At 62.6% G+C, this 23,763-nt stretch carries 20 protein-coding genes, 1 pseudogene and 1 riboswitch; of the genes and pseudogenes, 13 read left to right on the forward strand and 8 right to left on the reverse strand.

Features of this window, described 5'->3' with window-relative positions; translation table 11 throughout:
- Window positions 1–212 precede the first annotated feature (212 nt).
- The 3 genes and pseudogenes from thiC to BKP54_RS13235 form a co-directional block, all read right to left on the reverse strand.
- Window positions 213–2,035 (reverse strand): annotated as a pseudogene (gene thiC / locus BKP54_RS13225) (phosphomethylpyrimidine synthase ThiC).
- 94 nt (window positions 2,036–2,129) lie between these two features.
- A riboswitch (TPP riboswitch) is annotated at window positions 2,130–2,261 on the reverse strand.
- Window positions 2,262–2,438: 177 nt separating this feature from the next.
- Window positions 2,439–3,800: a sigma-54 dependent transcriptional regulator gene (locus tag BKP54_RS13230; protein WP_025429257.1), complete on the reverse strand. Its 1,362-nt coding sequence runs from the start codon at window positions 3,798–3,800 to the stop codon at window positions 2,439–2,441.
- Window positions 3,801–3,803: 3 nt separating this feature from the next.
- On the reverse strand, window positions 3,804–5,672 hold the full coding sequence (locus tag BKP54_RS13235) for a sensor histidine kinase (protein WP_025429256.1): 1,869 nt from the start codon (window positions 5,670–5,672) through the stop codon (window positions 3,804–3,806).
- Window positions 5,673–5,902: 230 nt separating this feature from the next.
- On the opposite strand from BKP54_RS13235, the gene BKP54_RS13240 reads away from it, so the two are divergent.
- The 11 genes from BKP54_RS13240 to BKP54_RS13290 all read left to right on the forward strand — a co-directional run bounded on the left by BKP54_RS13240 (window position 5,903) and on the right by BKP54_RS13290 (window position 16,822).
- Window positions 5,903–7,228 carry a dicarboxylate/amino acid:cation symporter gene (locus BKP54_RS13240; RefSeq protein ID WP_025429255.1) on the forward strand — a complete coding sequence of 442 codons (1,326 nt, stop codon included), beginning with the start codon at window positions 5,903–5,905 and terminating at the stop codon, window positions 7,226–7,228.
- Window positions 7,229–7,478: 250 nt separating this feature from the next.
- Window positions 7,479–8,747 (forward strand): ABC transporter substrate-binding protein, encoded by a 1,269-nt coding sequence (locus tag BKP54_RS13245; RefSeq protein ID WP_084814511.1) that lies wholly within the window; start codon window positions 7,479–7,481, stop codon window positions 8,745–8,747.
- Window positions 8,748–8,784: 37 nt separating this feature from the next.
- Window positions 8,785–9,660: a sugar phosphate isomerase/epimerase gene (locus BKP54_RS13250; protein ID WP_025429253.1), complete on the forward strand. Its 876-nt coding sequence runs from the start codon at window positions 8,785–8,787 to the stop codon at window positions 9,658–9,660.
- Window positions 9,657–10,457, forward strand: a complete 801-nt coding sequence (locus BKP54_RS13255; RefSeq protein WP_025429252.1) for a hypothetical protein — start codon at window positions 9,657–9,659, stop codon at window positions 10,455–10,457. The genes BKP54_RS13250 and BKP54_RS13255 overlap by 4 nt, the downstream gene beginning before the upstream one ends.
- The gene (locus tag BKP54_RS13260; protein ID WP_025429251.1) at window positions 10,454–11,380 is read left to right on the forward strand and encodes an ROK family protein; all 927 of its coding nucleotides are present in this window, start codon (window positions 10,454–10,456) and stop codon (window positions 11,378–11,380) included. Before BKP54_RS13255 ends, BKP54_RS13260 begins: the two co-directional genes overlap by 4 nt.
- On the forward strand, window positions 11,377–12,450 hold the full coding sequence (gene ugpC, locus BKP54_RS13265) for a sn-glycerol-3-phosphate ABC transporter ATP-binding protein UgpC (protein WP_025429250.1): 1,074 nt from the start codon (window positions 11,377–11,379) through the stop codon (window positions 12,448–12,450). Before BKP54_RS13260 ends, ugpC begins: the two co-directional genes overlap by 4 nt.
- Window positions 12,451–12,454: 4 nt before the next feature.
- Complete coding sequence (locus tag BKP54_RS13270; protein ID WP_051509250.1) at window positions 12,455–13,369, forward strand: sugar ABC transporter permease; 915 nt, start codon at window positions 12,455–12,457, stop codon at window positions 13,367–13,369.
- 1 nt (window position 13,370) lies between these two features.
- Complete coding sequence (locus BKP54_RS13275; protein ID WP_084814512.1) at window positions 13,371–14,210, forward strand: carbohydrate ABC transporter permease; 840 nt, start codon at window positions 13,371–13,373, stop codon at window positions 14,208–14,210.
- Between the two features lie 37 nt (window positions 14,211–14,247).
- Window positions 14,248–15,333, forward strand: a complete 1,086-nt coding sequence (locus BKP54_RS13280; RefSeq protein WP_084814513.1) for a Gfo/Idh/MocA family oxidoreductase — start codon at window positions 14,248–14,250, stop codon at window positions 15,331–15,333.
- A gap of 35 nt (window positions 15,334–15,368) precedes the next feature.
- The gene (locus tag BKP54_RS13285) at window positions 15,369–15,929 is read left to right on the forward strand and encodes a TetR/AcrR family transcriptional regulator (protein WP_084814514.1); all 561 of its coding nucleotides are present in this window, start codon (window positions 15,369–15,371) and stop codon (window positions 15,927–15,929) included.
- Window positions 15,930–15,970: 41 nt separating this feature from the next.
- A complete protein-coding gene (locus BKP54_RS13290; protein ID WP_084814515.1) occupies window positions 15,971–16,822 on the forward strand; it encodes a cupin domain-containing protein in 852 nt (283 codons plus the stop codon).
- A gap of 33 nt (window positions 16,823–16,855) precedes the next feature.
- Here BKP54_RS13290 and BKP54_RS13295 read toward each other — a convergent pair whose 3' ends face one another.
- Entirely contained in the window at window positions 16,856–17,572 is a 717-nt protein-coding gene (locus BKP54_RS13295; protein ID WP_084814516.1) for a YafY family protein, read from the reverse strand.
- 76 nt (window positions 17,573–17,648) lie between these two features.
- On the opposite strand from BKP54_RS13295, the gene BKP54_RS13300 reads away from it, so the two are divergent.
- Window positions 17,649–18,260, forward strand: a complete 612-nt coding sequence (locus tag BKP54_RS13300; RefSeq protein ID WP_084814517.1) for a glutathione S-transferase family protein — start codon at window positions 17,649–17,651, stop codon at window positions 18,258–18,260.
- An 84-nt stretch (window positions 18,261–18,344) separates the two neighbouring features.
- On the opposite strand, the gene BKP54_RS13305 is transcribed toward BKP54_RS13300, so the two are convergent.
- The 4 genes from BKP54_RS13305 to BKP54_RS13320 all read right to left on the reverse strand — a co-directional run bounded on the left by BKP54_RS13305 (window position 18,345) and on the right by BKP54_RS13320 (window position 22,803).
- Window positions 18,345–19,262 carry an aldose 1-epimerase gene (locus tag BKP54_RS13305; RefSeq protein ID WP_158071692.1) on the reverse strand — a complete coding sequence of 306 codons (918 nt, stop codon included), beginning with the start codon at window positions 19,260–19,262 and terminating at the stop codon, window positions 18,345–18,347.
- 7 nt (window positions 19,263–19,269) lie between these two features.
- Complete coding sequence (gene araH, locus BKP54_RS13310; RefSeq protein ID WP_025429241.1) at window positions 19,270–20,220, reverse strand: L-arabinose ABC transporter permease AraH; 951 nt, start codon at window positions 20,218–20,220, stop codon at window positions 19,270–19,272.
- A gap of 2 nt (window positions 20,221–20,222) precedes the next feature.
- Complete coding sequence (gene araG / locus BKP54_RS13315; protein ID WP_084814519.1) at window positions 20,223–21,749, reverse strand: L-arabinose ABC transporter ATP-binding protein AraG; 1,527 nt, start codon at window positions 21,747–21,749, stop codon at window positions 20,223–20,225.
- 70 nt (window positions 21,750–21,819) lie between these two features.
- Entirely contained in the window at window positions 21,820–22,803 is a 984-nt protein-coding gene (locus tag BKP54_RS13320; protein ID WP_084814520.1) for an arabinose ABC transporter substrate-binding protein, read from the reverse strand.
- Between the two features lie 198 nt (window positions 22,804–23,001).
- On the opposite strand from BKP54_RS13320, the gene BKP54_RS13325 reads away from it, so the two are divergent.
- Entirely contained in the window at window positions 23,002–23,763 is a 762-nt protein-coding gene (locus BKP54_RS13325; RefSeq protein ID WP_025429238.1) for a FadR/GntR family transcriptional regulator, read from the forward strand.

Here is a 23,763-nt window from a genome sequence, read left to right on the forward strand (position 1 = left end):
GCAGCAATTCCTCTCACACCGTCATGCTCGGGCTTGACCCGAGCATCCAGCCGGCACCTCTGTGTCAGCCTCGTATCGACAAGCCGGCTGCCTCCAATGTGGATGCTCGGGTCGAGCCCGAGCATGACGAAGAGATGGGCCATTGCGTAAAGAGTGCCGGAGCCCGCCGGGCGCCAGAAGGGGCGGGGTCGCCGCCCCTTCTGGCGTGGTCGTTATCCCCGAACGTCTGCCTCGCTGTCGACCGGCATATAGAGGTCGCCACCCTCACGATACTTGGCCGCCATCGCTTGAAAACCTTCCTTCTGCGCCTCGGCGCGGATGTCGTGCGAGATCCGCATCGAGCAGAATTTCGGCCCGCACATGGAGCAAAAATGCGCGACCTTGTGCGCCTCCTTCGGCAAGGTTTCGTCGTGGAAGGAGCGGGCGGTTTCCGGATCGAGCGACAGGTTGAACTGGTCCTCCCAGCGGAACTCGAAGCGGGCGCGCGACAGGGCGTCGTCGCGGGTGCGGGCCGCCGGGTGCCCCTTGGCGAGATCGGCGGCATGGGCCGCGATCTTGTAGGTGATGACGCCCACCTTGACGTCGTTGCGGTCGGGAAGCCCCAGATGTTCCTTCGGTGTCACATAGCAGAGCATGGCCGTTCCGAACCAGCCGATCATCGCGGCACCGATGCCCGAGGTGATGTGGTCGTAGCCGGGGGCGATGTCGGTCGTCAGGGGCCCAAGCGTATAGAACGGCGCCTCCCCACAGACAGCGAGCTGCTTGTCCATGTTTTCCTTGATCTTGTGCATCGGCACGTGGCCGGGGCCCTCGATCATCACCTGGCAGTCTTTCGCCCAGGCGATCTTCGTCAGCTCGCCCAGCGTTTCCAGTTCGGCAAATTGCGCCGCGTCATTGGCATCGGCGATCGAGCCCGGACGCAGGCCGTCGCCGAGCGAAAACGAGACGTCATAGGCGCGGCAGATGTCGCAGATCTCTTCGAAGTGCTCGTAGAGAAAGCTCTCCTTGTGGTGGTGCAGGCACCATTTCGCCATGATCGAGCCGCCGCGCGAGACGATGCCGGTGACCCGGTCGACGGTCAGCGGGATATAGTGCAGCCGGACACCGGCATGGATGGTGAAGTAATCGACCCCCTGTTCCGCCTGCTCGATCAGCGTATCGCGATAGACTTCCCATGTGAGATCCTCGGCGATGCCGTTGACCTTTTCCAGCGCCTGGTAGAGCGGCACGGTGCCGATCGGCACGGGCGAGTTGCGGATGATCCATTCGCGGATGTTGTGGATGTTGCGGCCGGTCGAAAGGTCCATCACCGTATCGGCGCCCCAGCGAGTGGCCCAGACCATCTTCTCCACTTCCTCGGCCATCGACGAAGTGACGGCGGAGTTGCCGATATTGGCATTGATCTTCACCAGGAAATTCCGGCCGATGATCATCGGTTCGGATTCTGGGTGGTTGATGTTGGCCGGCAGCACGGCGCGGCCGCTGGCAATCTCCTGGCGGACGAATTCGGGCGTGACGTGATCGGGGATATGGGCGCCAAAGCTTTCGCCGTCGCGTAGCGCGGCGCGTGCAGCGTCGCGGCCAAGGTTCTCGCGGATGGCGACGAACTCCATCTCGGGCGTGATGATGCCGGCCCGCGCATAGGCAAGCTGCGTCACCGCGCGCCGGCCGGTTGCGCGCAGCGGCGCGTGACGGAGGGGAAAGGTCGGCGTCAGCCGGTCGCCGGAGGCAAAGCCGTTGTCTTCCGGCCGCACGTCGCGCCCGTCATAGGCTTCGACATCGCCGCGAGCGATGATCCAGTCGCGGCGCGGTCTTGGCAATCCATCCTCGATGCGGATGTTGGCATCTTCTACGGTGTAGGGACCGGAGGCGTCGTAGACGGTGACCGGCGGCTCGCCGACGTCGGGTGCAGGGTGATTTCGCGCATGGGAACGCGGATGTCGGGATGGATCGTGCCTGGCTTGTAGACCTTTTTCGAGGCGGGAAGCGGGCCTTTTGTGACCGAGAGTTCTGCGGGTTTGGTGGCAATATTCATGATGAGGCTCCAAGTTTGCGGTTGGAGACCCAGTTCTGAAGCCGGAAGGAAAAGACATGTTTGCCTGAAATTCCGCGCGAATGACGGAATCGTGGCGTCAATGTCTGCACCGTCCCTACGCCAGTATGAACTGGATCAGGTTCAACGGGTCACTGCGCCTCGGTCGGCAAAGCCGATCCGCCCAGCAGTATCTCAGCCCCTTGACGGGACCCCCCTGGTGAATGCCTAGAGATAGCCATCGATCCGGATGCGCCGTCAAGCGTTAATCCGAAGGTTGCGTGTCAGGCCTGTTGATTGCCCGGTAGAGCGTTTCCGGATGAGACGAAGCCGCGGGCACGCTCGTTCTTTTCGTTTTTACGCATTTCCTGACGGAAAACCGCTCCGCACTTTTCCTGGAAATGCGCTAGCGGCCGGACTTCTCTGATCCCCGGCGATCGGCATAATCCGCACGGTTGATGCCGTGCCGCTGCAGCTTGTCATAGAAGGTCTTGCGCGGAATGCCGAGCGCTTCGATCGTCGCCTTGACGTCGCCGTGCTGCGCCCGCAGCGCTTCTTTCAGAATTTCCGCCTCGTAGCGCTCGATCCGCTCGGGCAGGCCGGCACTGGTCGGCGCGGCGGCAATCGGTTGGCCGAGCGAACCTTCGACGCCAAGGGCGACGCGCTCGGCGAAGTGCGAGAGCTCGCGCACATTGCCCGGCCAGGAATGAGACCTCAGATAGTGGCTGACGGCCAGCGAAAGCGTCGGCACGTCGCGCTTGAAACGCTCGGCTGCCCGCGTCAGGAAATGCGAGAAGAGAAGGGGGATATCGTCCCGGCGTTCGCGCAGCGGCGGGATCGACAGGGTGACGACGTTCAGCCGGAAATAGAGATCCTCGCGAAAATCGCCCCGCTGGGCCGGGTCGCCGAGGTCGATCTTGGCCGCGGCGATGACCCGAATATCGACGGGGCGCACGATATTGGTGCCAAGCGGCGTGATCTCACGGGCTTCAAGCACTCGCAGCATCTTGACCTGCGTTGCCGGCGGCATCGCCTCGATCTCATCGAGGAAAAGCGTGCCGCCGCTCGCATGCTCGATACGGCCGACGCGCTTCTTCAGTGCACCGGTGAAGGCGCCGGGCTCGTGGCCGAAAAGCTCGCTCTCGATTACCGTTTCCGGCAGTGCGCCGCAGTTCAGCGCCACGAAGTTGCCGTTGCGGCGCCGGCTCCAATTGTGCAGCAGCGTCGCCACCACCTCCTTGCCGCTGCCGGTTTCGCCGGCAACAAGCACATCCACGTCGGTGTCGGCGATATGCCGCAAGGTCTGGCGCAGCCGTTCCATGACCGGTGTCTGGCCAATCAGCGGCAGGCTCTCACCGGCGACTTCGGCTGCGCGTTTCAGCGCGCGGTTTTCCATCACCAGCCGGCGTTTTTCCAAGGCGCGGCGTGCGCTCTGCACCAGACGGTCGGCGGCAAAGGGTTTCGGGATGAAATCATAGACGCCGTCCTTAATGGCCTGAACGGCCATCGGGATATCGCCGTGGCCGGTGACCAGAATGACGGGCAGGTCGGGGTCGAAATCGGCGATCCGGCGAAACAGCGTGAGGCCGTCGATCCCGGGCATGCGGATATCGCTGATGACGATCCCGCTAAAATCCGGGTTGAGGATTGCGAGCGCTTCCGCCGCGCCGGGAAAGGCGGAGACCGCGAGGCCGGCAAGCTCCAGCGTCTGCTTCATCGCCCGCCTGAGTTCGCTGTCGTCGTCGACGAGGCATACGGATTGCTGCATCGCTCAGGCCCTCTTCAAACGCACGGTGAAGACGGTGCCCTCAGGGCTGGTCTTGACCTCGATGTCGCCGCCATAGTCGGCGACAATCTCCTTGGAGATGGCAAGGCCGAGACCGAGACCTTCATCCTTGGAGGTGTTGAACGGCGTGAAAAGGTCTTCGAGGATATCGGGCCGAATGCCCGGACCATTGTCGGCGACAACAAGCGAAACTGTTTCGGAGGGGCCTAACTCGCACCGCACACGGATCTCAGCGTCTGCCCGATCACCGAGGGCTTCCAGGGCATTCTGCAACAGGTTGATCAGCACCTGTTCCAAGCGGATGCGATTGCCGAGCACGCTGAGGCCGTTATCAGGCAGGTCGATGACGATCGCGTCCATGCGGCCGGCAAAGCGGCTGCGCAGCAGCATTCGAGCGCCTTCGATCACCTCCCGCATCGCCGTCGGTTCGGCGACGAAACGGCCCTTGCGCGCAAAGCTGCGCAGTTCGTCGGTGATGGTGCCGACCCGCTCGGTCAGCGCAGCGATGCTTTCGAGATTTTCGACGGCGGTTTCTTTTTGGCCGCGGTCGAGGAAGGTGCGCGCATTGTCGGCATAGGCGCGGATGGTTGCGACCGGCTGATTGATCTCGTGGGCAACGCCCGCCGCCACCTGTCCGAGGATTGCCAGGCGGTTGGCCTGGACCAGTTCCTGCTGCACCGCCTGCAGCCTCTCGCCCGTGCGCCTGTGGTCGGCGATCTCGGTTTCGAGGTGATCGCGGGCGAGGCTTAGGTCCTGTGTGCGCTCGGCCACTCGGCGTTCCAACTCATCGCGCGCGGCGCGTTCGTTGGCCGCGACCTGCGTCAAAGCCTGGCGCCGGCGAAGAAGGAATGCGGCAAGCGCCAGCAGCGGCACGATAACGGCAAGGGCCAGCAGCCTTGCCTCGCGGCTCGCGGCGCCAAGGGCTGCGTCTAGCGGTGCCAATTGCTCCAGCCGCCAGCTGGTCGAGGGAACCATGGTCTCGACCCTGAGGTATTGCCGCTCGCTGCTGCCGGGCAGAAGCGCTGTCAGCACGCTCGATCCATTGCTCGTTGGCTCGATCCGGCGGAACGGTAGCGGCAGCAGGGAGGCATCGCCGAACTGCAGGCTGTCGCGGATGGCGGCGAGGCGATCCCCGGGGATGGTACGGGTCGTCATGAAGCGCCAGGACGGGAAGCTGGTGATCAGCACGATGCCGCGCCGGTCGGTGACATAGACCGGCTTGCCGGAGGCGAGCCAATCGGCCTCGACCCCGCCGAATTCGAGCTTGGCGACCACGACGCCAACCGGGCCGTCAGGCCCGTCGACACGTCTTGATATGTAGAGGCCTGGCCGCTTGCTGACGGTGCCCATGGCGAAATGCTCGGCCTTGCCATCGCGCATCGCCAGCCGGAAATATTCGCGGAAAGCGTAGTCATTGCCGACGAAGCTGGTTGGCTCGCGCCAGTTGCTGGCAGCCACCGCCACGCCGTCGAGGCCAATCGCGTAGATCACCGCCGCATCCGTATTGGCGGCCAGCGCCTCGAGCTTTTGATTGAGCCGCTGCAACGGCTGGTCGCCACCCTTCTCAAGCGCCGTCTTCACCTCTACATCGTCTGCCAGTACCAGAGGCAGCGCGCGCTGCCGCTCCAGCACTGCCCTCAGCAGCGAGGCCTTGAGATTGGCATCGATGCGGCTCTGGATGTCGACGGTTTCAAGCGCCTTGTTTCGCCCATATTCGCCGGCGAAAAAAAGCCCCGCTGCCAGCAACACCAACGCTAGCGCGGCAAAAATCAGCCAGGCGCGGCGCATGTGCCGGTCGAGATCCTCTGGATTGATAGGGCTGGGCGCGGGCATGGACATGGCGGAATTGTGCATTATTCCGCGCAAGTTTCCAGATGATCTGTGCGGATATCCGCTCAAATATTCGTGTGCGTGATCCAAGATTCTCGAAAAAGTGGCGATATTTCAATGGCCTGATCAGCTGTGCTGCGATCTGGCACGCCCATTGCAGATGACATCCTCATGACAGCCCGAGCTGTCGCGCTTCGGAAATAGGGCCTGGGAGGCCCGGCATGACGCCGGACTGGGCCTAAGTGGAGGATATCATGATTATCGACCAATCCGCGGAACCGCGCGGCAAGACACCTTTCTATCGTCATCTCTATGTCCAGGTTCTGGCGGCCATCGCCGCAGGCATCCTGCTCGGCCATTTCTACCCGGAGGTCGGCACGCAGCTTAAGCCGCTAGGCGATGCCTTCATCCGCCTGGTGAAGATGATTATTGCCCCGGTCATCTTCCTGACCGTCGCCACCGGCATTGCCGGCATGACCGATCTCGCCAAGGTCGGGCGGGTCGCCGGCAAGGCGATGATCTACTTCCTGACCTTCTCGACGCTCGCGCTCATCATCGGCCTGATCGTGGCCAATGTGGTGCAGCCCGGCGCCGGCATGCACATCGACCCCGCGTCGCTCGACGTCAAGGCGGTCACCTCCTACGCCGAGAAGGCGCATGAGCAGTCGATCACCGGCTTCCTGATGAACATCATTCCGACCACGCTCGTCGGCGCATTTGCCGAGGGCGATATCCTGCAGGTGCTGTTCATCTCCGTCCTGTTCGGCCTGGCCCTCGCCATGGTCGGCAAGAAGGCGGAGCCCGTCGTCGACTTCCTGCACGCGCTGACGCTGCCGATCTTCAAGCTGGTCGCGATCCTGATGAAGGCGGCGCCGATTGGTGCGTTCGGCGCCATGGCCTTCACCATCGGCAAATATGGCGTCGCTTCGATCGCCAATCTCGCCATGCTGATCGGCACATTCTATTTGACCTCGCTGCTCTTCGTCTTCGTCGTGCTCGGCGCGGTTGCCCGCTACAACGGCTTCTCGATCGTCGCTCTCATCCGCTACATCAAGGAAGAGCTGCTGCTCGTTCTCGGTACATCCTCTTCGGAAGCGGCGCTGCCGGGACTGATGAGCAAGATGGAAAAGGCCGGTTGCAAGCGCTCGGTTGTCGGGCTGGTCATTCCGACCGGCTATTCCTTCAACCTCGACGGCACCAACATCTACATGACGCTCGCCGCACTCTTTATTGCCCAGGCGACCGACATTCCGCTGTCGCTCGGCGACCAGGTGCTGCTGCTGCTCGTGGCGATGCTGAGCTCCAAGGGTGCAGCCGGCATTACCGGCGCCGGCTTCATCACGCTTGCCGCCACGCTTTCGGTCGTGCCGGCGGTGCCGGTAGCCGGCATGGCGCTGATCCTCGGCATCGACCGCTTCATGTCGGAGTGCCGGGCACTGACCAACTTTGTCGGCAACGCGGTTGCGACCATCGTGGTCGCCAAGTGGGAAGGCGAACTGGATGAGACCCAGCTTGCCGCAACCCTTGGCGGCCGGGCGCTGCCGGAAAGCCCGGTTCCGGGTCTTCAGCCAGCCGAATAAAGCTGCCTCCTAGGGCAAGACCGCATCTCGGTGCGGCAAGGCGTGGTCCACTTTCCGGTGGGCCACGCCTTTTTCTTTTGTGGCCTCGCCCCGTGGCGTTTCCGCACTAGGTCATAGGCTGGTGGCTTGCCCTCGGCTCTCCAGCGATCTTGTGATTTTCTCATTTTCCTCACTTTACTGTACCGTCTGGACGGTATAGTAATTTGCCATCACTGATCGAAGCACAGCGTTTTCTGGGGAGGAGACGAGAATGCATTGGACGAAGTGTGTGAAGGCGGCCGCCTTGGCCACCGCGGCGTTTGCCGCATTTCCAGCGGCTGCGGCCGAAGTATCGATTTTCTGCAGCTCGGCCGGCGCGGAGCTCGAGCTCTGCCAGTCGGCCTCCGAGGCCTGGGCCAAGGAAACCGGCAATACTGTCAAGATCAACAAGATGCCGGCCAATTGGGGCGAGGCGCTGCCGCTCTACCAGCAGCTGCTCGCCGGAAAATCCGGCGACGTCGATGTCCTGACCCTCGACAATATCTGGGTCGGAACGCTCGCATCGCACCTCGTCGATCTCCGGCAGAAGGTGCCTGCCGACGAAGTTTCCAGCCATTTTGAATCGTCTCTTGCCGATGCGACCATCAATGGCCAGTTGCTGGCAATGCCGTGGTTCGTCGACGCCGGCCTGATGTTCTATCGCAAGGACCTTCTGGAGAAGTACGGCAAGGCCGAGCCGAAGACCTGGCGGGAGCTCACCGAGACGGCGAAGCTCATCCAGGACAAGGAGCGGGCATCGGGCAGTCCCGACATGTGGGGCTATGTCTGGCAGGGGCGGGCCTATGAAGGGCTGACCTGCGACGCGCTCGAATGGGTGGCATCCTACGGCGGCGGAACCTTCATTTCGCCCGAGGGCGAGATCACAGCCAACAATCCGAAGGCGGCCGAAGCGCTCGATATTGCCCGATCCTGGATCGGGGGGATCAGCCCGGAAGGCGTGTTGAACTACGACGAAGAAGGCTCGCGCGGCGTGTTCGAAGCCGGGAACGCGGTCTTCCATCGCAATTGGAGCTATGTCTGGGGCACGACGCAGGCCGACGGATCGTCGCTGCGCGGTAAGGTCGGCGTCATGGCGCTTCCGGTTGGGGCTGAAGGCGGCAAGTCGAGCGGATGTTACGGGGCGGGTCTTCTCGGTGTGTCGAAATACGCCGACGATGTAGACGCTGCCGTCAGCCTGGTGCGCTATCTCACCGGCGCCAAGGAACAGAAGCGCCGCGCGCTCCAGGCCTATAGCCCGACACTGAAGGCGCTCTACGAAGACAAGGACGTTCTGGCGGCCAATCCTTCGCTGCAGTTTGCCGAGAAGGCCTATGCCGAAAGCGCCTCGCGTCCGTCGCAGGTCACCGGCGCGTCCTACAACCGGGTGTCCCAGCGGATCTTCAATGGTGTGCACAATGTGCTGAGCGGCAAGGAAAGCGCGGACGATGCCCTGGCGAAGGTTGCGAGCGACCTGGAACGTCTAAAGGCGCGGGGCTGGTAAGCCCCCGCCTATTTCCCACCGATCGAGGACATCACCCGTGAACATTGCGATAGCACCGTGCTGCTGGGGCGTTTACTGGCCCGAAGGCAACGAAATCAACTGGACCGACTATCTCGACCGCATCAAGGCGGCCGGTTACCGGCACACCGAACTTGGACCCTACGGCTTCTTTGCCACGGATCCAGAGGTGCTTTCATCCGAGCTTGGCAGCCGCGGCCTTTCGGTCGTCGCGGCGGCCCATGTCCACACACTCGCCGATCCCGCCTCCTGGCCGGTCCTTAAGGAAAAGACGCAAGCGATCTGTCGGCTGCTGTCTGAGGTCGGCGCGACGCATTTCATCCTGATGGACGAGTCGGAGTTCTATCCGAAAGACAGGATGGGCGTGGTCGATGAAGCAGGCTGGCGCTCCGTCGTCGAGCAGACCACGGGCGCTGCACGCATCGCCCGCTCGCACGGGCTGGAGTTCAGCTTTCACCCGCATGTGGGCACCTGCGTCGAGCTCGAACCGCAGATCGAGCGCCTGCTTGCCGAGACGGAGCCAGGCCTTGTCGGGCTCTGCCTCGATACCGGTCACCACGCCTATTGGAAGGCCGATCCGACTGATTTCCTTGTCCGTCACCGGGATCGGATCAACGCCATCCACCTGAAAAACGTCGATGGCGCCTATCGTGAACGGGTTCTGGCCGAAGGCATCCACAGCGACCGCGCCTTCGAAGAGGGTATCATGACCGACCTCGATCGCGGCGTCGTCGACATTGCCGCTTTCGTCGATGCGCTGCGGCAGACGGGCTACGATGGCCCGCTCGTGGTCGAGCAGGATCTTGCGCGCGGCCATCTCGACACGCCGGAAACCATCGCCGAACGGAATTTCCGCTTCGTTTCCGAGCTTTTGGCTGAGCGGGCAAAGGCATGAAGGTCGAAATCCACGATACGCCGCTATCGATCGGAGAGCATCTGGCGGAGCGGATCATCGATGGCATCCGGGCGCGAGGTTCCGAAGGCCGTGCTTATGTGCTCGGCTGTCCGGGCGGGCGCAGCCCCATGCCGGTCTACGAGGCGATCGGCCGGCGGCTGAAGGTTGAGCCGATCGATTGCTCGCGGCTGGTCATCGTCATGATGGACGAATACTTGCAGGCCAGCGGCGGCGACCGTCTGACGCCACCGCCTTCATCGGTGCATTTCTCCTGCCGCGGGTTCGGCGAGCGTGAGATTGTCGGGCGGATCAACGCTGGCCTACCTGCCGAACTTCGCATTCCTCGGGCAAACTTCTGGATGCCGGACCCAAGCAATCCCGACGACTATGATGCCCGCATCGCCGCTGTCGGCGGCATCGATCTTTTTCTGCTCGCTTCCGGCGCCGGCGACGGTCACATCGCGTTCAACCCGCCAGGCTCGGCGCGCGATAGCCGGACGCGGGTGGTCGCTCTAGCCGAGCAGACGCGGCGCGACAATCTCGCGACCTTCCCCGACTTTCGCTGCATCGACGAAGTACCGTCGCACGGCGTGACCATCGGTATCGCCTCGATTGCGGAGCTGTCGAAATCCGTAGCGATGATCGCCTGGGGCGAGGGCAAACGCCACGCCTGCGAACGCATGAGCGGCGCCACGGCCTATGACGCCACTTGGCCGGCGACGATTGCCGCCGAATGCCGGGCCGCCGAATTGCACATCGATGCCGCGGCGGCCGGTCGATTGGGAGCGCGCCCGTGAGCCAGCACGCGATCGGCATCGATGTCGGCGGGACGAAGACCAAGGCTTGCCTCGTGCGTCTGGCCGACGGTGCCGTTATCACTGAGCGCACGGCCGCGACGCCCTGCCAGCAAGGCGGCCGTGCAGTCCTCGAACTGGTCGGGGTGCTCGCCGAGGCCATGGAGGCCGAAAGCAGCGCACGCAAGCTCGATACCGCAGGCCTCGGCCTTTGCCTGCCGGAACTCGTGACCGGCGCCGGCGAACCGGCATCGGCCTGGAATTTCGATTGGCGCGATCTCGACTACCGCCAGCATCTCAGCCGCTTCGGTGTTGTTCATATCGACAGCGATGTACGGGCCGCGGCCTACGCCGAAGGCTGGATCGGAGCTGGCGTCGATGCGGATCCCTTCGTTTATGTGACGATTTCGACCGGCCTGTCGCATTCGCTGGTGATCGGCGGCACCCCCTATGCCGGCGCCCGCGGCTTTGCCATCCATTTTTCCGGTAGCGACCTCGTGGCGTTTGGCGGCGAAGATCAGGACCTTCAGGTACGCCACAATCTTGAGCTTTTCGCCAGCGGCAAGGCGCTCGGCGAGCGCTACGGCAAACTCATCGACCGTCCGGGGACGACCGCGCTGCAGCTCTTCGAAGCGGAAGCACACGATCCGAGGGCGGCCACGATGGTCGGCGACGCGCTTTTGTCGCTTGCCTCCTATCTCGGGCAGCTCGTCAACACACTCGACCCTGAAATCCTGATCCTTGGCGGCGGTATCGGCGGCGACCCTTCGGTCAACGAGCGCCTTGCTAGCCTGACGCGCCCATTCATCTGGGCCGATGGCGCCCGGGATCTTCCCATTATCAGAAGCGTCCTTGGCGACACGGCCTGCGCGGTCGGCGTGGCGGCGCTTGCAAACAAAGCTCGCAAACAGGCGGTGCGCATATGAGTGGAATTGACCTAACCGATGTCGTCAAGCGCTTCGGCGCGCTGACCGTGATCGACAAAGTCAACCTGAAGGTTGGCGAAGGAGAGTTCGTGGTGTTCGTCGGCCCGTCGGGCTGCGGCAAGTCGACCTTGCTGCGGATGATTGCCGGGCTCGAGGAGATTTCCGACGGCGAACTGCAGATCGGCGGCAGGCGCATGAACGAAACGCCGCCGGCCGAGCGCGGCATCGCCATGGTGTTCCAGTCCTACGCGCTCTATCCGCACATGAGCGTCGAGCGCAACCTCGGCTTCGCGCTGGAGACAGCGCGACTGGGCGCCGGCGAAATCAAGGAGCGGGTCAGCAAGGTCGCGCGCTTTCTCAAGATCGAACATCTGCTGCACCGTCGACCCGCCCAGCTCTCCGGCGGGCAGCAGCAGCGGGTCGCCATCGGCCGTGCGCTGGTGCGTTCGCAAAAGCTCTTTCTCTTCGACGAGCCGCTCTCCAACCTAGATGCCGATCTGCGCATGGAAATGCGCGTCGAAATCGCGCGTATTCACCGCGAGCTCAAGGCCACCACCGTCTATGTCACCCACGACCAGCTCGAGGCAATGACGCTTGCCGATCGCATCGTCGTCCTGAAGGACGGCCGGATTGCCCAGGTCGGCACGCCGATGGAACTTTATGAGCGGCCGGCGAGCAAATTCGTCGCCAGCTTCATCGGCGCACCGCGGATGAATTTTCTGCCGGGCACGTTGCATCGCGAGACAAGCGCGAGCCGGCTGGAGGTCATGGGGGGCACCCATACGCTCGGCCGTATCGACTATGACGGCGAGATCAGCATCGGCCTGCGGCCCGAGGATCTGATCCTTGGCGGCGGCGAGGTGCAGATCCCGGCGCAGGTGCTGCTCGTCGAGCCGCTCGGTGGCGAGGCATTGGTGCACGCGCGTGTCGGCGATGGCCAGATGCTGGTGATGAAGGTGCAGGGCAAGCCGGATCTCCGGCCGAATGCCGACATCACCATCGGCTGGATGCAGTCGAAGGCGCATCTGTTCGGGGTCGACGAAAGTGCGCTTCGCGCTGCGGAGGCTTGAGACGATGACGTCAGGGGCAGTAATAAGATCTCTCGGATTGCGGCAGGCCCGCGCCCGCACCGCCTGGTGGTTTCTGGCGCCGAGCCTGTTGGTGCTGACCGCCGTCGCCCTCTGGCCGCTCGGGCGCACCTTTGTCTTTTCCTTCACCGACGCGCTGCTGACGGAGCCGGACTTCTACAGTTACATCGGCTTCGACAACTATCGGGCGCTGTTCGAAGATCCGCTGTGGTGGCAATCCGTCCGCAATACGCTGTATTTCACCGTCATTTCGGTGTCGATCGAGACCGTTCTCGGGCTGACGATCGCGCTCCTTCTCAACTCCCACATCGCCGGGCGCGGCGCCATGCGGGCGATCATCCTGATCCCCTGGTCGATCCCGGTCGTGGTCAGCGCCCGCATGTGGCAGTGGATGCTGCATGACCAGTTCGGCATCGTGAACCACGTGCTGAAGATGGCCGGTTTCATCGACAGCGGCATCGCCTGGACTGCCAATGCCTCCCTGGTCATGCCGGTGATCATCGCCGTCGATGTCTGGATCACCACGCCCTTCATGGTGCTTTTGATCCTGGCGGGTTTGCAGATGCTACCGCGCGGCATCTACGAGGTCGCCGCGATCGACGGCGTGCCGGCATGGAAGCAGTTCACCTCGCTGACGCTGCCGCTACTGGCGCCAAGCATTGCAGTTGCCGTGCTCTTTCGCCTGCTCGATGCGCTGCGCATGTTCGACCTGAGCTTCGTGCTTTCCTCCAACAGCGACGACACCAAGACGGTGTCGATCTATGCCCGCGAGGTCCTCGTCAATTTCCAGGACATGGGGGTGGGCTCGGCTGCTAGTACCGCCGTCTTCCTGATGATCGCCGTCGTGACAGCGATCTACGTCACCGTCTTCCGTCTCAACCGCCGTCTGCTGGGAGTTTGACATGGTCAGAAGCAACGCCCGCAAACGCCTGCACAGGATCGCGATATACAGCCTCTTCGGCGTCGTCGCGCTCTACACGCTGTTTCCGTTCTATTGGATGATCGCCTCATCGCTGAGATCAGGTCAGGCGATCTTCGACGTGACGTTCTTCCCGGACCTGAAGTTCAACAATTATGCGGCGATCCTGTCGGACGGCGTTTTCCTGCGCAGCCTCTTGAATTCGCTGGTCGTCGCTTTCTCGGTCGTCGCACTCTCGCTGGTGCTGGCGATTGCGGCCGCCTATGCGCTCGGCCGGATCGACTTTCGCGGTCGTTCGCCGATCATGCTGCTGGTGCTCGCGGTCTCGATGTTCCCGCAGATCGCGCTTCTGTCCGGCCTGTTCGAGATGATCCGCTGGCTCGGGCTCTACAACACGGTCGGTTCGCTGATCTTCTCCTACATGATCTTCACGCTGCCGTTCAACATCTGGGTGCTGACCACGTTCATGCGCGATTTGCCGAAACAGATCGAGGAGGCGGCGATCATGGACGGCTGCTCGCCCTTGCGGATCGTGCGCTGCATCTTCCTGCCGATGATGGGGCCGGCACTGATCTCGACGGGACTGCTGGCCTTCATCGCCTCGTGGAACGAGTTCATGTTCGCGCTGACCTTCATCCTGACGGACGAGAACCGCACCGTGCCGGTGGCGATCGCCCTGATCTCGGGCTCCAGCCGGTACGAATTCCCCTATGGCGCGATCATGGCGGCATCGACGATCGTCACCGTGCCATTGGTCATCCTCGCTCTCATCTTCCAGAAACATATCGTCTCCGGCCTGACGGCCGGTGCGGTCAAAGGTTGAATTGTTGCCTCGTTCGTGAGGCGGAAAGGTTGCTTTCATGCGTGTCGTTCGCGTTGGTTTGATCGGGCTTGGCGAAGTCAGCCAGCTCATGCATCTGCCGATCCTTTCGGATCACCGGAACTTGTTTGAAATTGCTGGCGTCTACGACGTCTCGCCGAGCCTGACGGCCTATTGTTCGGCGCGCTACCCCGGTGCAAAGCCGTTCGAGACGGTAGAGGCGCTCGTCTCTTCCCCCGACATCGATGCCGTTTTCATTTTGACGCCGGACCAGACGCACAGCTTCTATCTCGAACTGGCGCTCAAAGCCGGCAAGCATGTCTTCCTGGAAAAGCCGGCCTGCCTCACGCTCGGTGAGATCGACGCGGTCGCGCCGCTCGCCAAGGCCACCGACAAGCTGCTGTTCGTCGCCTATATGCGCCGCTATTCGCCGAGCTTCCTTCGCGCCAAGGCAATGATGCCGAAGCCGGAAGAGCTCCGTTACGTCCGCGTGCGCGATATCATCTGCGAGGGCCCGTTCTTCATCAAACAGACCCGTAACATCTTCTACCCAACCGATCTGGACGCCGCGTTCCTCGCCGAAACCCGCGCGCAGACGTCGGCGCTCCTGAAGCAGGTCGTCGGGGAGGATGCGCCCGCCGACCTCATGCGCGCCTATCAGGTCCTGACCGGGCTGTCGTCCCACAGCCTTTCGGCGATGCGCGAACTGATCGGGCTGCCGAAGCGGGTGATCGCGGCCCATCACAAGGCCAATGGGGAATCCATCGTCGCGCTTTTCGACTATGGCCATTTCACCGCGATCTACGAGGCGATGATCGACAACGTTGCCCGCTTCGACGCGCGCATCGAGGTGCTGTCCGACCGGCGGCAACTGCGTGTCAGCTACGACACGCCCTATATCCGCAACCTGCCGACCTCGCTGGAGGTGATCGATTCGACCGACACCGAGACGGAGACAAGGGTCTTCGGTCCTGATTATACCGACCCCTTCGCGCTCGAATTGCGCGCCTTCCACGATCATCTGGTCAAGGGCACGCAGCCGAAAACCACGCTCGACGATTCACGCAACGATCTGGCGCTGATGGCCGAGATCGTCGATCGCCTGCGGGAGAGTTCAGGGATATAGCGTGCGCAGATCTTTCAACACTGGATTGTACCGACATGGCAAAACGTGAAAGCGCACGGGACCGTATTTTGACTGCCGCCGAGGCGATCGTCGTGGGCAAGGGCGTTTCCTCGCTCACCTTCGACGAGGTCGCGGAGCAGACGGGCCTGAGCAAGGGCGGTATCCTCTATCATTTCGCCAGCAAGGACGCCCTTGTGCGCGCCATGGTCGAACGGTTCGTCTACCGCTTCGAGACCGGTCTTGCCGGCATCGAGCATGAGGACGAGGATCCGCACGGCCGCTACACACGAGCCTATGTCGGCGCGACGCTTGGGGAAGCCGCAAGTACCGGCGAGCAATACGACCGCCTCGGCGCCAGCATCACGGCGGCGCTCTCCAACTTTCCCGATCTGCTTGAGATCGTGCGCGAGCAGAACATCCGCTGCCAGGCAGCGGTCGAAGAAGACGGTCTGGATCCGGTCGACGCCACGATCATCCGCCTTGCCGTCGAGGGCCTGTGGATGGCGGAGGTTTTCAACGTCATGCATCTCGACCCGGAAATGAAGCGCAAGGTCACCGCCCGCCTGATCGAGCGGACGCGCGCGCCATCAACCTGAAAATAACGCGCGACGACGCGCCCGCAGCCAAGGAGTTACCGATGGGCTACAAGCCTTCACCGCGTCCCGTATTCGACCGCGCCAGCCATATTCCCTATGCCGGCGTCACCCGGCACCTCTGGGGCGAGGAGAATGCCGGCCTCGTCGACGACTGGATTTATGCATCCACCGACAGCATCCACCAGATCGTCTTCGGCATGCAGCCCGGCGGCTGCTTCAAGCATACCGACGCCTTCCGGACGATTTTTGGCGCCGATGAAGTGCTTTATGTGCTGAGCGGTACGCTTGGTCTCGCCAATCCCGAAACAGGGGAGTTCTGCATCGCGCAAAAGGGCGAGGCGCTGTTCTTCCGCAAGGATACCTGGCACCATGGCTTCAACCTCGGCAATGACCAGGTCCGGGTGCTGGAATTCTTTGCGCCACCGCCGGCAAAGGGCACGTCCGGTCCCTATGCCCGCACCAAGCCCTATCTCGAGCTTGCTCAGTCGCGTTACAGCCAGGGCGAGTTTTTCGGCCGCTGGCCGATGGAGGCGCAAGCCCACCGCGACGCGCGCACCATCCATCCGATGCGCGATGCCGATCTGCTGTGGAGCCTGGACCAGGCGACGCAAGGCGCCTTTACCGGCCTTTATTGCGCCACCGATCAGCTAACTGTCGGAAAGACGACGCTGCTTGCCGGCAAGCGCACCGGCGTCGAGCGCCACAAGGGCGACGAATGCCTCTACGTCGTTTCCGGAACGCTCAACATTCACGTGCCCGACGCGGAAGGCCAGGCCTGGTTCGAGCTCAATCCGCGCGACGGGTTCTATATTCCGGCCGGTACCGATCACCAATATTACAACATGTCGGGCGAGCAGGTGGAGTTCGTCTTCGGCGTAGCGCCGGACTTCTGAGAGCGTCTCTACACTGGCGTTGGCGGCGTCGACTTACCCTTTGCGTTGGGCCGGCGCCGCGTCCGTCGCGCCGGCATTCATGCGGGCAATGAACTCGCGCAGCATCGGCACGCGCCGCGGCCGGAAACTTTCGTCCGTCGGCCTTATCTCGGCGATGCGATCGATACGAAACTTGCGGAAATCCTCACGCAGGCAGCACCAGCCGAGCAGCACCAGCACATTTTCGAGATAGACGATGCCGAGCGGCAGCACGCGCCTTTCGCTATGCTGGCCCCCGGCGTCGACATAGTCGATGACGATTGCCCGCTCCTGCCAGCAGGCCTCGCGAAGCAGCCCGACGTCGATATCCGGCGCCTGCCTGTGCTCGAAACGGTGAACCTGCGAGACGGCATGGACCGTCTGCTGCTGCAATCGGTCGGGCAGGGTGGCGATAATCTTCGAGAGCACGGCCTCGGCCGCCTTCGCCAATTCCGGTTCGCCCATGTGGCGAACTTCGCCTAGCCCCAGCACCAGGGCTTCGATTTCAAGGCGCGTGAACGTCTGGGGCGGGAGGGCGATATCTTCGGTGAGGCGATAACCAAAACCGCGCTCGCCGTCGATGACGGCACCGGCGGCGCGCAGGCTGTCGATATCGCGGTAGAGCGAGCGCTGCGACACGCCGGTTTCCTCGGCGAGCCTGGCTGCCGTCACCGGCGGTGGCAGGCTGCGAAGGGCCTGGAGAAGACGAAACAAACGATCGCTGCGCGCCATGAGCCTACTGACGAAAATTGACAGTTGGGTCGTTTTATAAAGAGCCCAGACAGAAACCGCAATCCGAGGACTTTCCATGTTGACGCTCTATCACGCCCCGCGCTCCCGCTCTTCGCGCATCATCACTTTGCTTCGCGAACTGGATGCGCTCGACAAGGTGAACATCGAAATCGTCGGCATCACCCGCGGCGACGGCAGCGGGGCCAAGGATCCGAAAAACCCGCACCCGGAAGGCAAGGTGCCGCTGCTTGTGCACGATGGCGTCGTCATTTGGGAAAGCATCGCCATCATCCAGTATCTGACCGATCTTTTCCCGGCCAAGAAACTGGCGCCGCTTCCCGGCGATCCCAAGCGCGGTCGTTATCTGAGCTGGCTTGCCTGGTACGCCGGCGTCGTCGAGCCGGTGCTGATCGTCGAAGCGGCGGGGCTCTCGCATCCCTATCTGCAGTTCACGTTCCGCAGTTCCGCCGAAATGGCGCATCAATTGGAGACGGCGCTCACGGCCAGCCCCTATCTGATGGGTGACCAGTTCTCCGCTGCCGACCTGCTGCTCTATTCACCGTTTGCATGGTTCCCGGAAGCGACGCCTGACGTGCCTGCCGTCAAAGCCTGGATCGAGCGCTGCGCGGCGCGGCCGGCCGTGCAATGGGCGGCAGAATTCGATGCATCGTCGCTCGCTGCGGCATAGGCACGAAATCGGTTTGAGAGTCGATACAATGAAGTGCCGCGCGTCATCGTTGGCGCGCGGCACTTCATTGTTTGAATTTTCAGCTTAGCTTTGGCTCGCGGACCGTCCCGCCTCGCGGCGTTTCACGGATGAGATCGGTCGGGGCGAGAAGGTCAACGTACCGGTCAGGCTTTGCCCTTGCTCGACGACTGCTAGACCGCCGAGGCCGGCCAGGTGATGACCATTCGGCAGGTGCGTCATCGGTTCGAAGCAGAAGAAGTCTGCGTCCGTAGGCGAATAGAGCATGAAATGACCGAAGACCGGCTGAGCGTCGATTTCAAGGTAGAGGTCGTGTTCCGGCCACTCGATCACGGCCTTGCCGTCCCATCCCTCATAGGCGTTGTTCAGCCATCGGCGCGGCAAGAGATTGCCCCGCTCGAACTCAAGAGTGTGCGGTATCGGCCCGGGCCGGTCGGGCAGGTGACCTTCTCTTTCCGTCCAGAACCGTTCGGCCTTCGCGATCAGCCGTGTGCTGGCGGTTTTCGGGAAGAAGGGATGGTGGCCGAGGCCGATGGGCAGAGCGAAGCCCGACCTGTTGGCGACGGAAAGCGTGACGGTCAGGCGGTCATCTTCAACAGTGAAACGCTGAACGGCTTCATAGGCATAGGGATTGGGGGCAACAGCCTCGTGCGCATAGCGCAGGCATGCTTCGGTTTCGCTGTGCGAGACGACCTGCCATGCCGCCAGCCAACCGTCGCCATGCAGATAACAGGGGTCGCTGGCGTTGCGAGCTAGGACGAAGCGATTGGCTGAGAAGGTGAAGCTGTTGCCCTCCAACCGGTTGCCGAAGGGAACGAGCGGAAAGCTTGCCTCCTGACCGTGGCGCTGCGAGCCAAGCCCGCCAGTCGAGGTGGCTTGGAAGATCGGCACGTCGCGATAGGAGCCTGCCAGAATTGAACCGCCGAAGCGGCTCAATTCGATCGAAAGCTCTCCGTCGCGAAGCTGCAGGACGTCCGAGGACATGCGGCTGCTAAACGCGTCGGCCAACGGCGGACGAGCGCAGGTTGTCGAGCAGAACGGCCAGCAGCAGGATGAAGCCGCGCACGACATACTGGTAGAAGGCCTGGATGTTGAGCAGGTTCATGACGTTTTCCGCAATGCCCATGATCAGCACGCCGACGATGACGCCGGTCATCGCCGCCCGTCCGCCGGCAAGCGAGACGCCGCCGAGCACGCAGGCAGAGATAACCGAAAGTTCGAGGCCGGTCGCCGCATTCGGCTGGCCCGAGGTGATGCGCGACGCAAGCAACACGCCGGCGACGGCGCAGACGAGACCCTGCAGCGCGAAGATCCAGATGCGCATGCGCGCAACGTCGACGCCGGCTAGGCGCGACGCTTCGGGATTGCCGCCGATTGCCAGCGTGTTCTTGCCGAAGACGGTGCGGTTCAGCAAAAAGCCGAAGGCGACGAAGAACAGCGCCATGACCCAGATCGGCGTCGGGATGCCAAGGAAGCGCGAAAGGGCCAGCTGGTAGAAGCTCGGATCGTTGATGCCGACGGCGCGGCCGTCCGATGCGATGAGCGCCAGGCCACGCACGATCTGCATGGTGGCAAGCGTCGTGATCAGCGCGTTGATGCGGAAACGGGCGATGACGACGCCGTTGACCGTTCCGACGAGACCGCCGCACACCAGGGCCGCGACCAGGCCGAGCAGGATCGATCCGGTCGCATTTGAGGCCATGACCGCGACCATGCCGGAGAAGGCAACGGTCGAGCCGACCGAAAGGTCGAAGTCGCGCGAGGCAAGGCAGAACATCATGGTGCAGGCGACAATGCCGATGGTGACGACCGACTGCAGCAGGCCGAGCATGTTTCGCTCGGTCAGGAAGTTGGGGACCGTCAGCGACACGACGGCGAAGGCGAGTGCGAAAATGACGACGAGGCCCTGTTCGCCAAGAAGGAGTTTTTTCAAGGAGGTCATCGTCACCGTACCTGTGCGTGAGAAGGAGTGTTTAAGTTTTGAACGTCCGGCAGGGCGGCGGCGAGAATGCGCCGCTCGTCGAACTCGGCTCTGGGAATGTCGGCGGCGACGCGGCCCTCGCACATGACCATGATGCGGTCGGCGATGCCCATGACCTCAGGCAGTTCGCTGGAGATCACCACGATCGCCATGCCCTCGGCGGCGAGCTCGTAGAGAATTTCGTAGATTTCCGACTTTGCACCGACATCGATGCCGCGTGTCGGCTCGTCGATAGCAAGCACCTTGACGCCCTCTTCGGACAGCCAGCGGCCGAGGATGACCTTTTGCTGATTGCCGCCCGACAGATTGATGATGTCCTGGCGGCGCGACGGTGTACGCACGCGAAGCTTGGCGATGAACTTGTCGGCAAGCGCGCCTTCTTTCGCAGGGTTGATAAGGCCGAAGGGCGAGAAATGGCGACGTGAGGAGATCGTCATGTTCTCTTCGATCGATCGTCCCTGGACGATGCCATCGAACTTGCGGTCTTCCGGGCAGAGCACGATGCCCGACCGGATGGAATGGGGTGGGCTGTCAGCCTGGATCGTGACGCCATCAACCGACACCGAACCGCCGTTGCGGGCATCGGCGCCATAGACGAGGCGGGCCATTTCGCTGCGGCCGGCGCCGATCAGGCCGAAGAAGCCGAGGATCTCGCCTCGCCTGACGGAGAAGCTCAAGGGTTGGCGAAGTTTCGCTCCCGAAATGCTCTCGACGCGCAGCCGCTCTTCACCGAGGCTGCGCTCGCGCCAGCCCCAGATATTGGCGATCTCGCGGCCGACCATTTCCGAGATGATCTGGTCACGCGTCACCTTCGAGATTTCGGGATGATGGGCGGCGAGTTTCCCGTCGCGCAGCACCGTCAGGCTGTCGCAGAGGCGGAAGATCTCATCGAGGCGGTGGGAAACGTAGAGAATGACCGTGCCGTTGGCGCGCAGGCGATCGATGAGGGTAAAGAGGATCTCGCTTTCTCGCGAGGACAGCGACGAGGTCGGCTCATCAAGCGCGATGACTCGCGCGTCGAGCATCACCGCCTTGGCGATTTCGACCATCTGCCGCTCGCCGATCGAAAGCGAGGCGACCTTGATGGCCGGATCGACATCGATGCCGATCTCGGCAAGCTTCTTTGAAACGACCCCGGTCAGCTGCTGGCGATCGATGACGCCAGCCTTGCCCGGAAAGCGCCCGAGCCAGAGGTTTTCGGCGACCGTCAGTTCCGGGACGAGCTGCAATTCCTGGTGGATGACGATGACGCCTGCATGAAAGGCGTCGCGCACCGAGCGGTAGTGCTGAGGCTCGCCGTCGATCAGGATTTCGCCGGTGTCGGCGGACTGGTCGCCGGAGAGAACGCGGATGAGCGTCGACTTGCCGGCGCCGTTTTCGCCCATCAGGCCGTGAACTGCGCCCTTTTTCACAGAGAAAGAGACGTTCGACAGCGCTTGAACGCCAGGGTAGCCCTTGGAGATGGATCGGAATTCGAGGAAGTCTTGCATCTGCGACGCTCCGGGAATGGGGCGCCCGGCGGTGTCGAACCGCCGGGCTCAAAGTCATCCAAGACGACGATTATTCGATGCCGAGGTCCTTGCGAACAGCTTCATAGTTATCGCGCAGCGCGATCTGGCCGGCCGTCAGCGTCAGCTTTTCCGGCTCCTTGCCGTTGGCGACCCACTCGTACATGTTGAGTGCGGTCTCATAGCCGTGGCGCTTCGGCGAGATGATCACGGTGCCGTAGAAGCCGGTTGCTGCGGGCTTCTTGAACTCGTTGATGGCCGAGTCCGCACCGCCGATGCCGACGCCGATCATGCTGTCGGGGGCAATGCCGACGGTTTCGGTGGCGCGCACGGCACCGAGGACCGCCTCGTCATTGAGGCCGACGGCGACCCACTTCTTGATGCCGGCATTCTTGTTGAGAACGACGGTTGAGGCGTTGAGTGCGGCTTCGGTATCGGTCTTGGCCTGCGGAGCGTCGAAGATGTTTGCTTCCGGGAAGCCGTTTGCCTTCAGCACTGACAGTGCGCCTACGACACGGTCGACGGCCGTCGGCAACTGGTCGTAGGATACGCGGATCGCGCCGACGTCCTTCATGTCCCAGCCGCGCTTCTTGATCTCGTCGACGATCGACTGGCCGACGGCTTCGCCGATCTTGGTGGCCGAGATGCCCATATGCGGCACGTCTTCGATCGGGCTGCCGTCGGCGTTGACCAGGCGGTCGTCGACCGTGATCATTTTGAGATCGTTGGCGGCCGCCTTGGCGATGATGCCCGGGCCGAGTTTGACGTCAGGCGTGCAGATGATGAAACCCTGCGCGCCTTGTGCGCCGAGATTGTCGATCGCGGACTGAACCTTTTCGCCATCTTCCGCGCCGATCTTGACCAGCGTGAAGCCCTTTTCCTTGGCAGCGACGTCGGCGAACTTCCATTCGTCTTGGAACCACGGTTCCTCGGGCTGCTTGACGATGAAGCCGATCTTGACGTCGGCGGCGAAGGCCGAGGTTGCGGCGAATACGGCGACGGTGCCGGCCAAAATGGCGGCCTTGAAGAAGCGCATGATTTCTCTCCCTGGTGAACTGCCTCCTGCAGTTGCCATTTGTGTATGATGAATCATCATATCCGTCAATTGCCTTTGTATGATGAATGAGGTAGTGATGTATAATAATTGTCGAAACGCTCCTTGGATCCCTGTCGCGAGGGAAGGTGATCTGGGATAAAAGCGTCGGCAGATACGAAGGCATGGGTGGAGATGCAGATGGAAGGTCAGGAGCCGCAGGGCGCAGCGGAGATGCAGGTGCAGCGCCGGCCGCGCGTCCAGAAGAACGTGACGCGCACCATCGCTTCCGACATCTGCGCCGATATCTTTCCTGTCGGCTCCTATCTGCCGCGCGAAAACGATCTGTGCGAGCGTTATGGCGTCAGCCGGACCGTTATCCGGGAATCGCTGAAGATCCTCGAATCAAAGGGCATGGTGCGTGGCCGTTCGCGGGTCGGCACCGTCGTTTGCGGCAAGGACGAGTGGAACATTCTCGATGCCCAGGTGCTCGAATGGATCGGCGAACGCATCTTCGAATTCGACCTGTTGAATTGCATCCTGGAAGCGCGCCGGGCGATCGAGCCGGTTGCCGCCGAATTCGCCGCCGAGCGTGCGACGGTCCAGGAAATCGCCGATCTCGAGCGAGCCTGGCAGGCGATGCGTGACGGCGAGAGCGATATTGCCGGCTTCACCGACGCTGACGTGGCGTTCCACACCTGCCTGCTCAGGGCCAGCCATAATCAGGTCTTCCTGCAACTTGTGGGCATCATCCAGGCGGCGCTCAAGTTTTCGCTGCATGCATCGAACGAAGCCGCCGAGCGGCGCGACGAAGCGATCGACGTCCATCGCGAACTGGTCGAAGCGCTGCGCATGCGCGACAAGTCAGCGGCGCGCGACTGCTCGATCCGCATGCTCGATCTTGCCGCGCGCGATCTGGCAACCGCAGTCAAGCAACACAGCCCTGCGAAACCCACCCTCTGA

Origin of the sequence: Ensifer sp. 1H6, assembly GCF_001976035.1 — a bacterium.
In the GTDB taxonomy this organism is placed as follows: Bacteria; Pseudomonadota; Alphaproteobacteria; order Rhizobiales; family Rhizobiaceae; genus Ensifer; species Ensifer canadensis.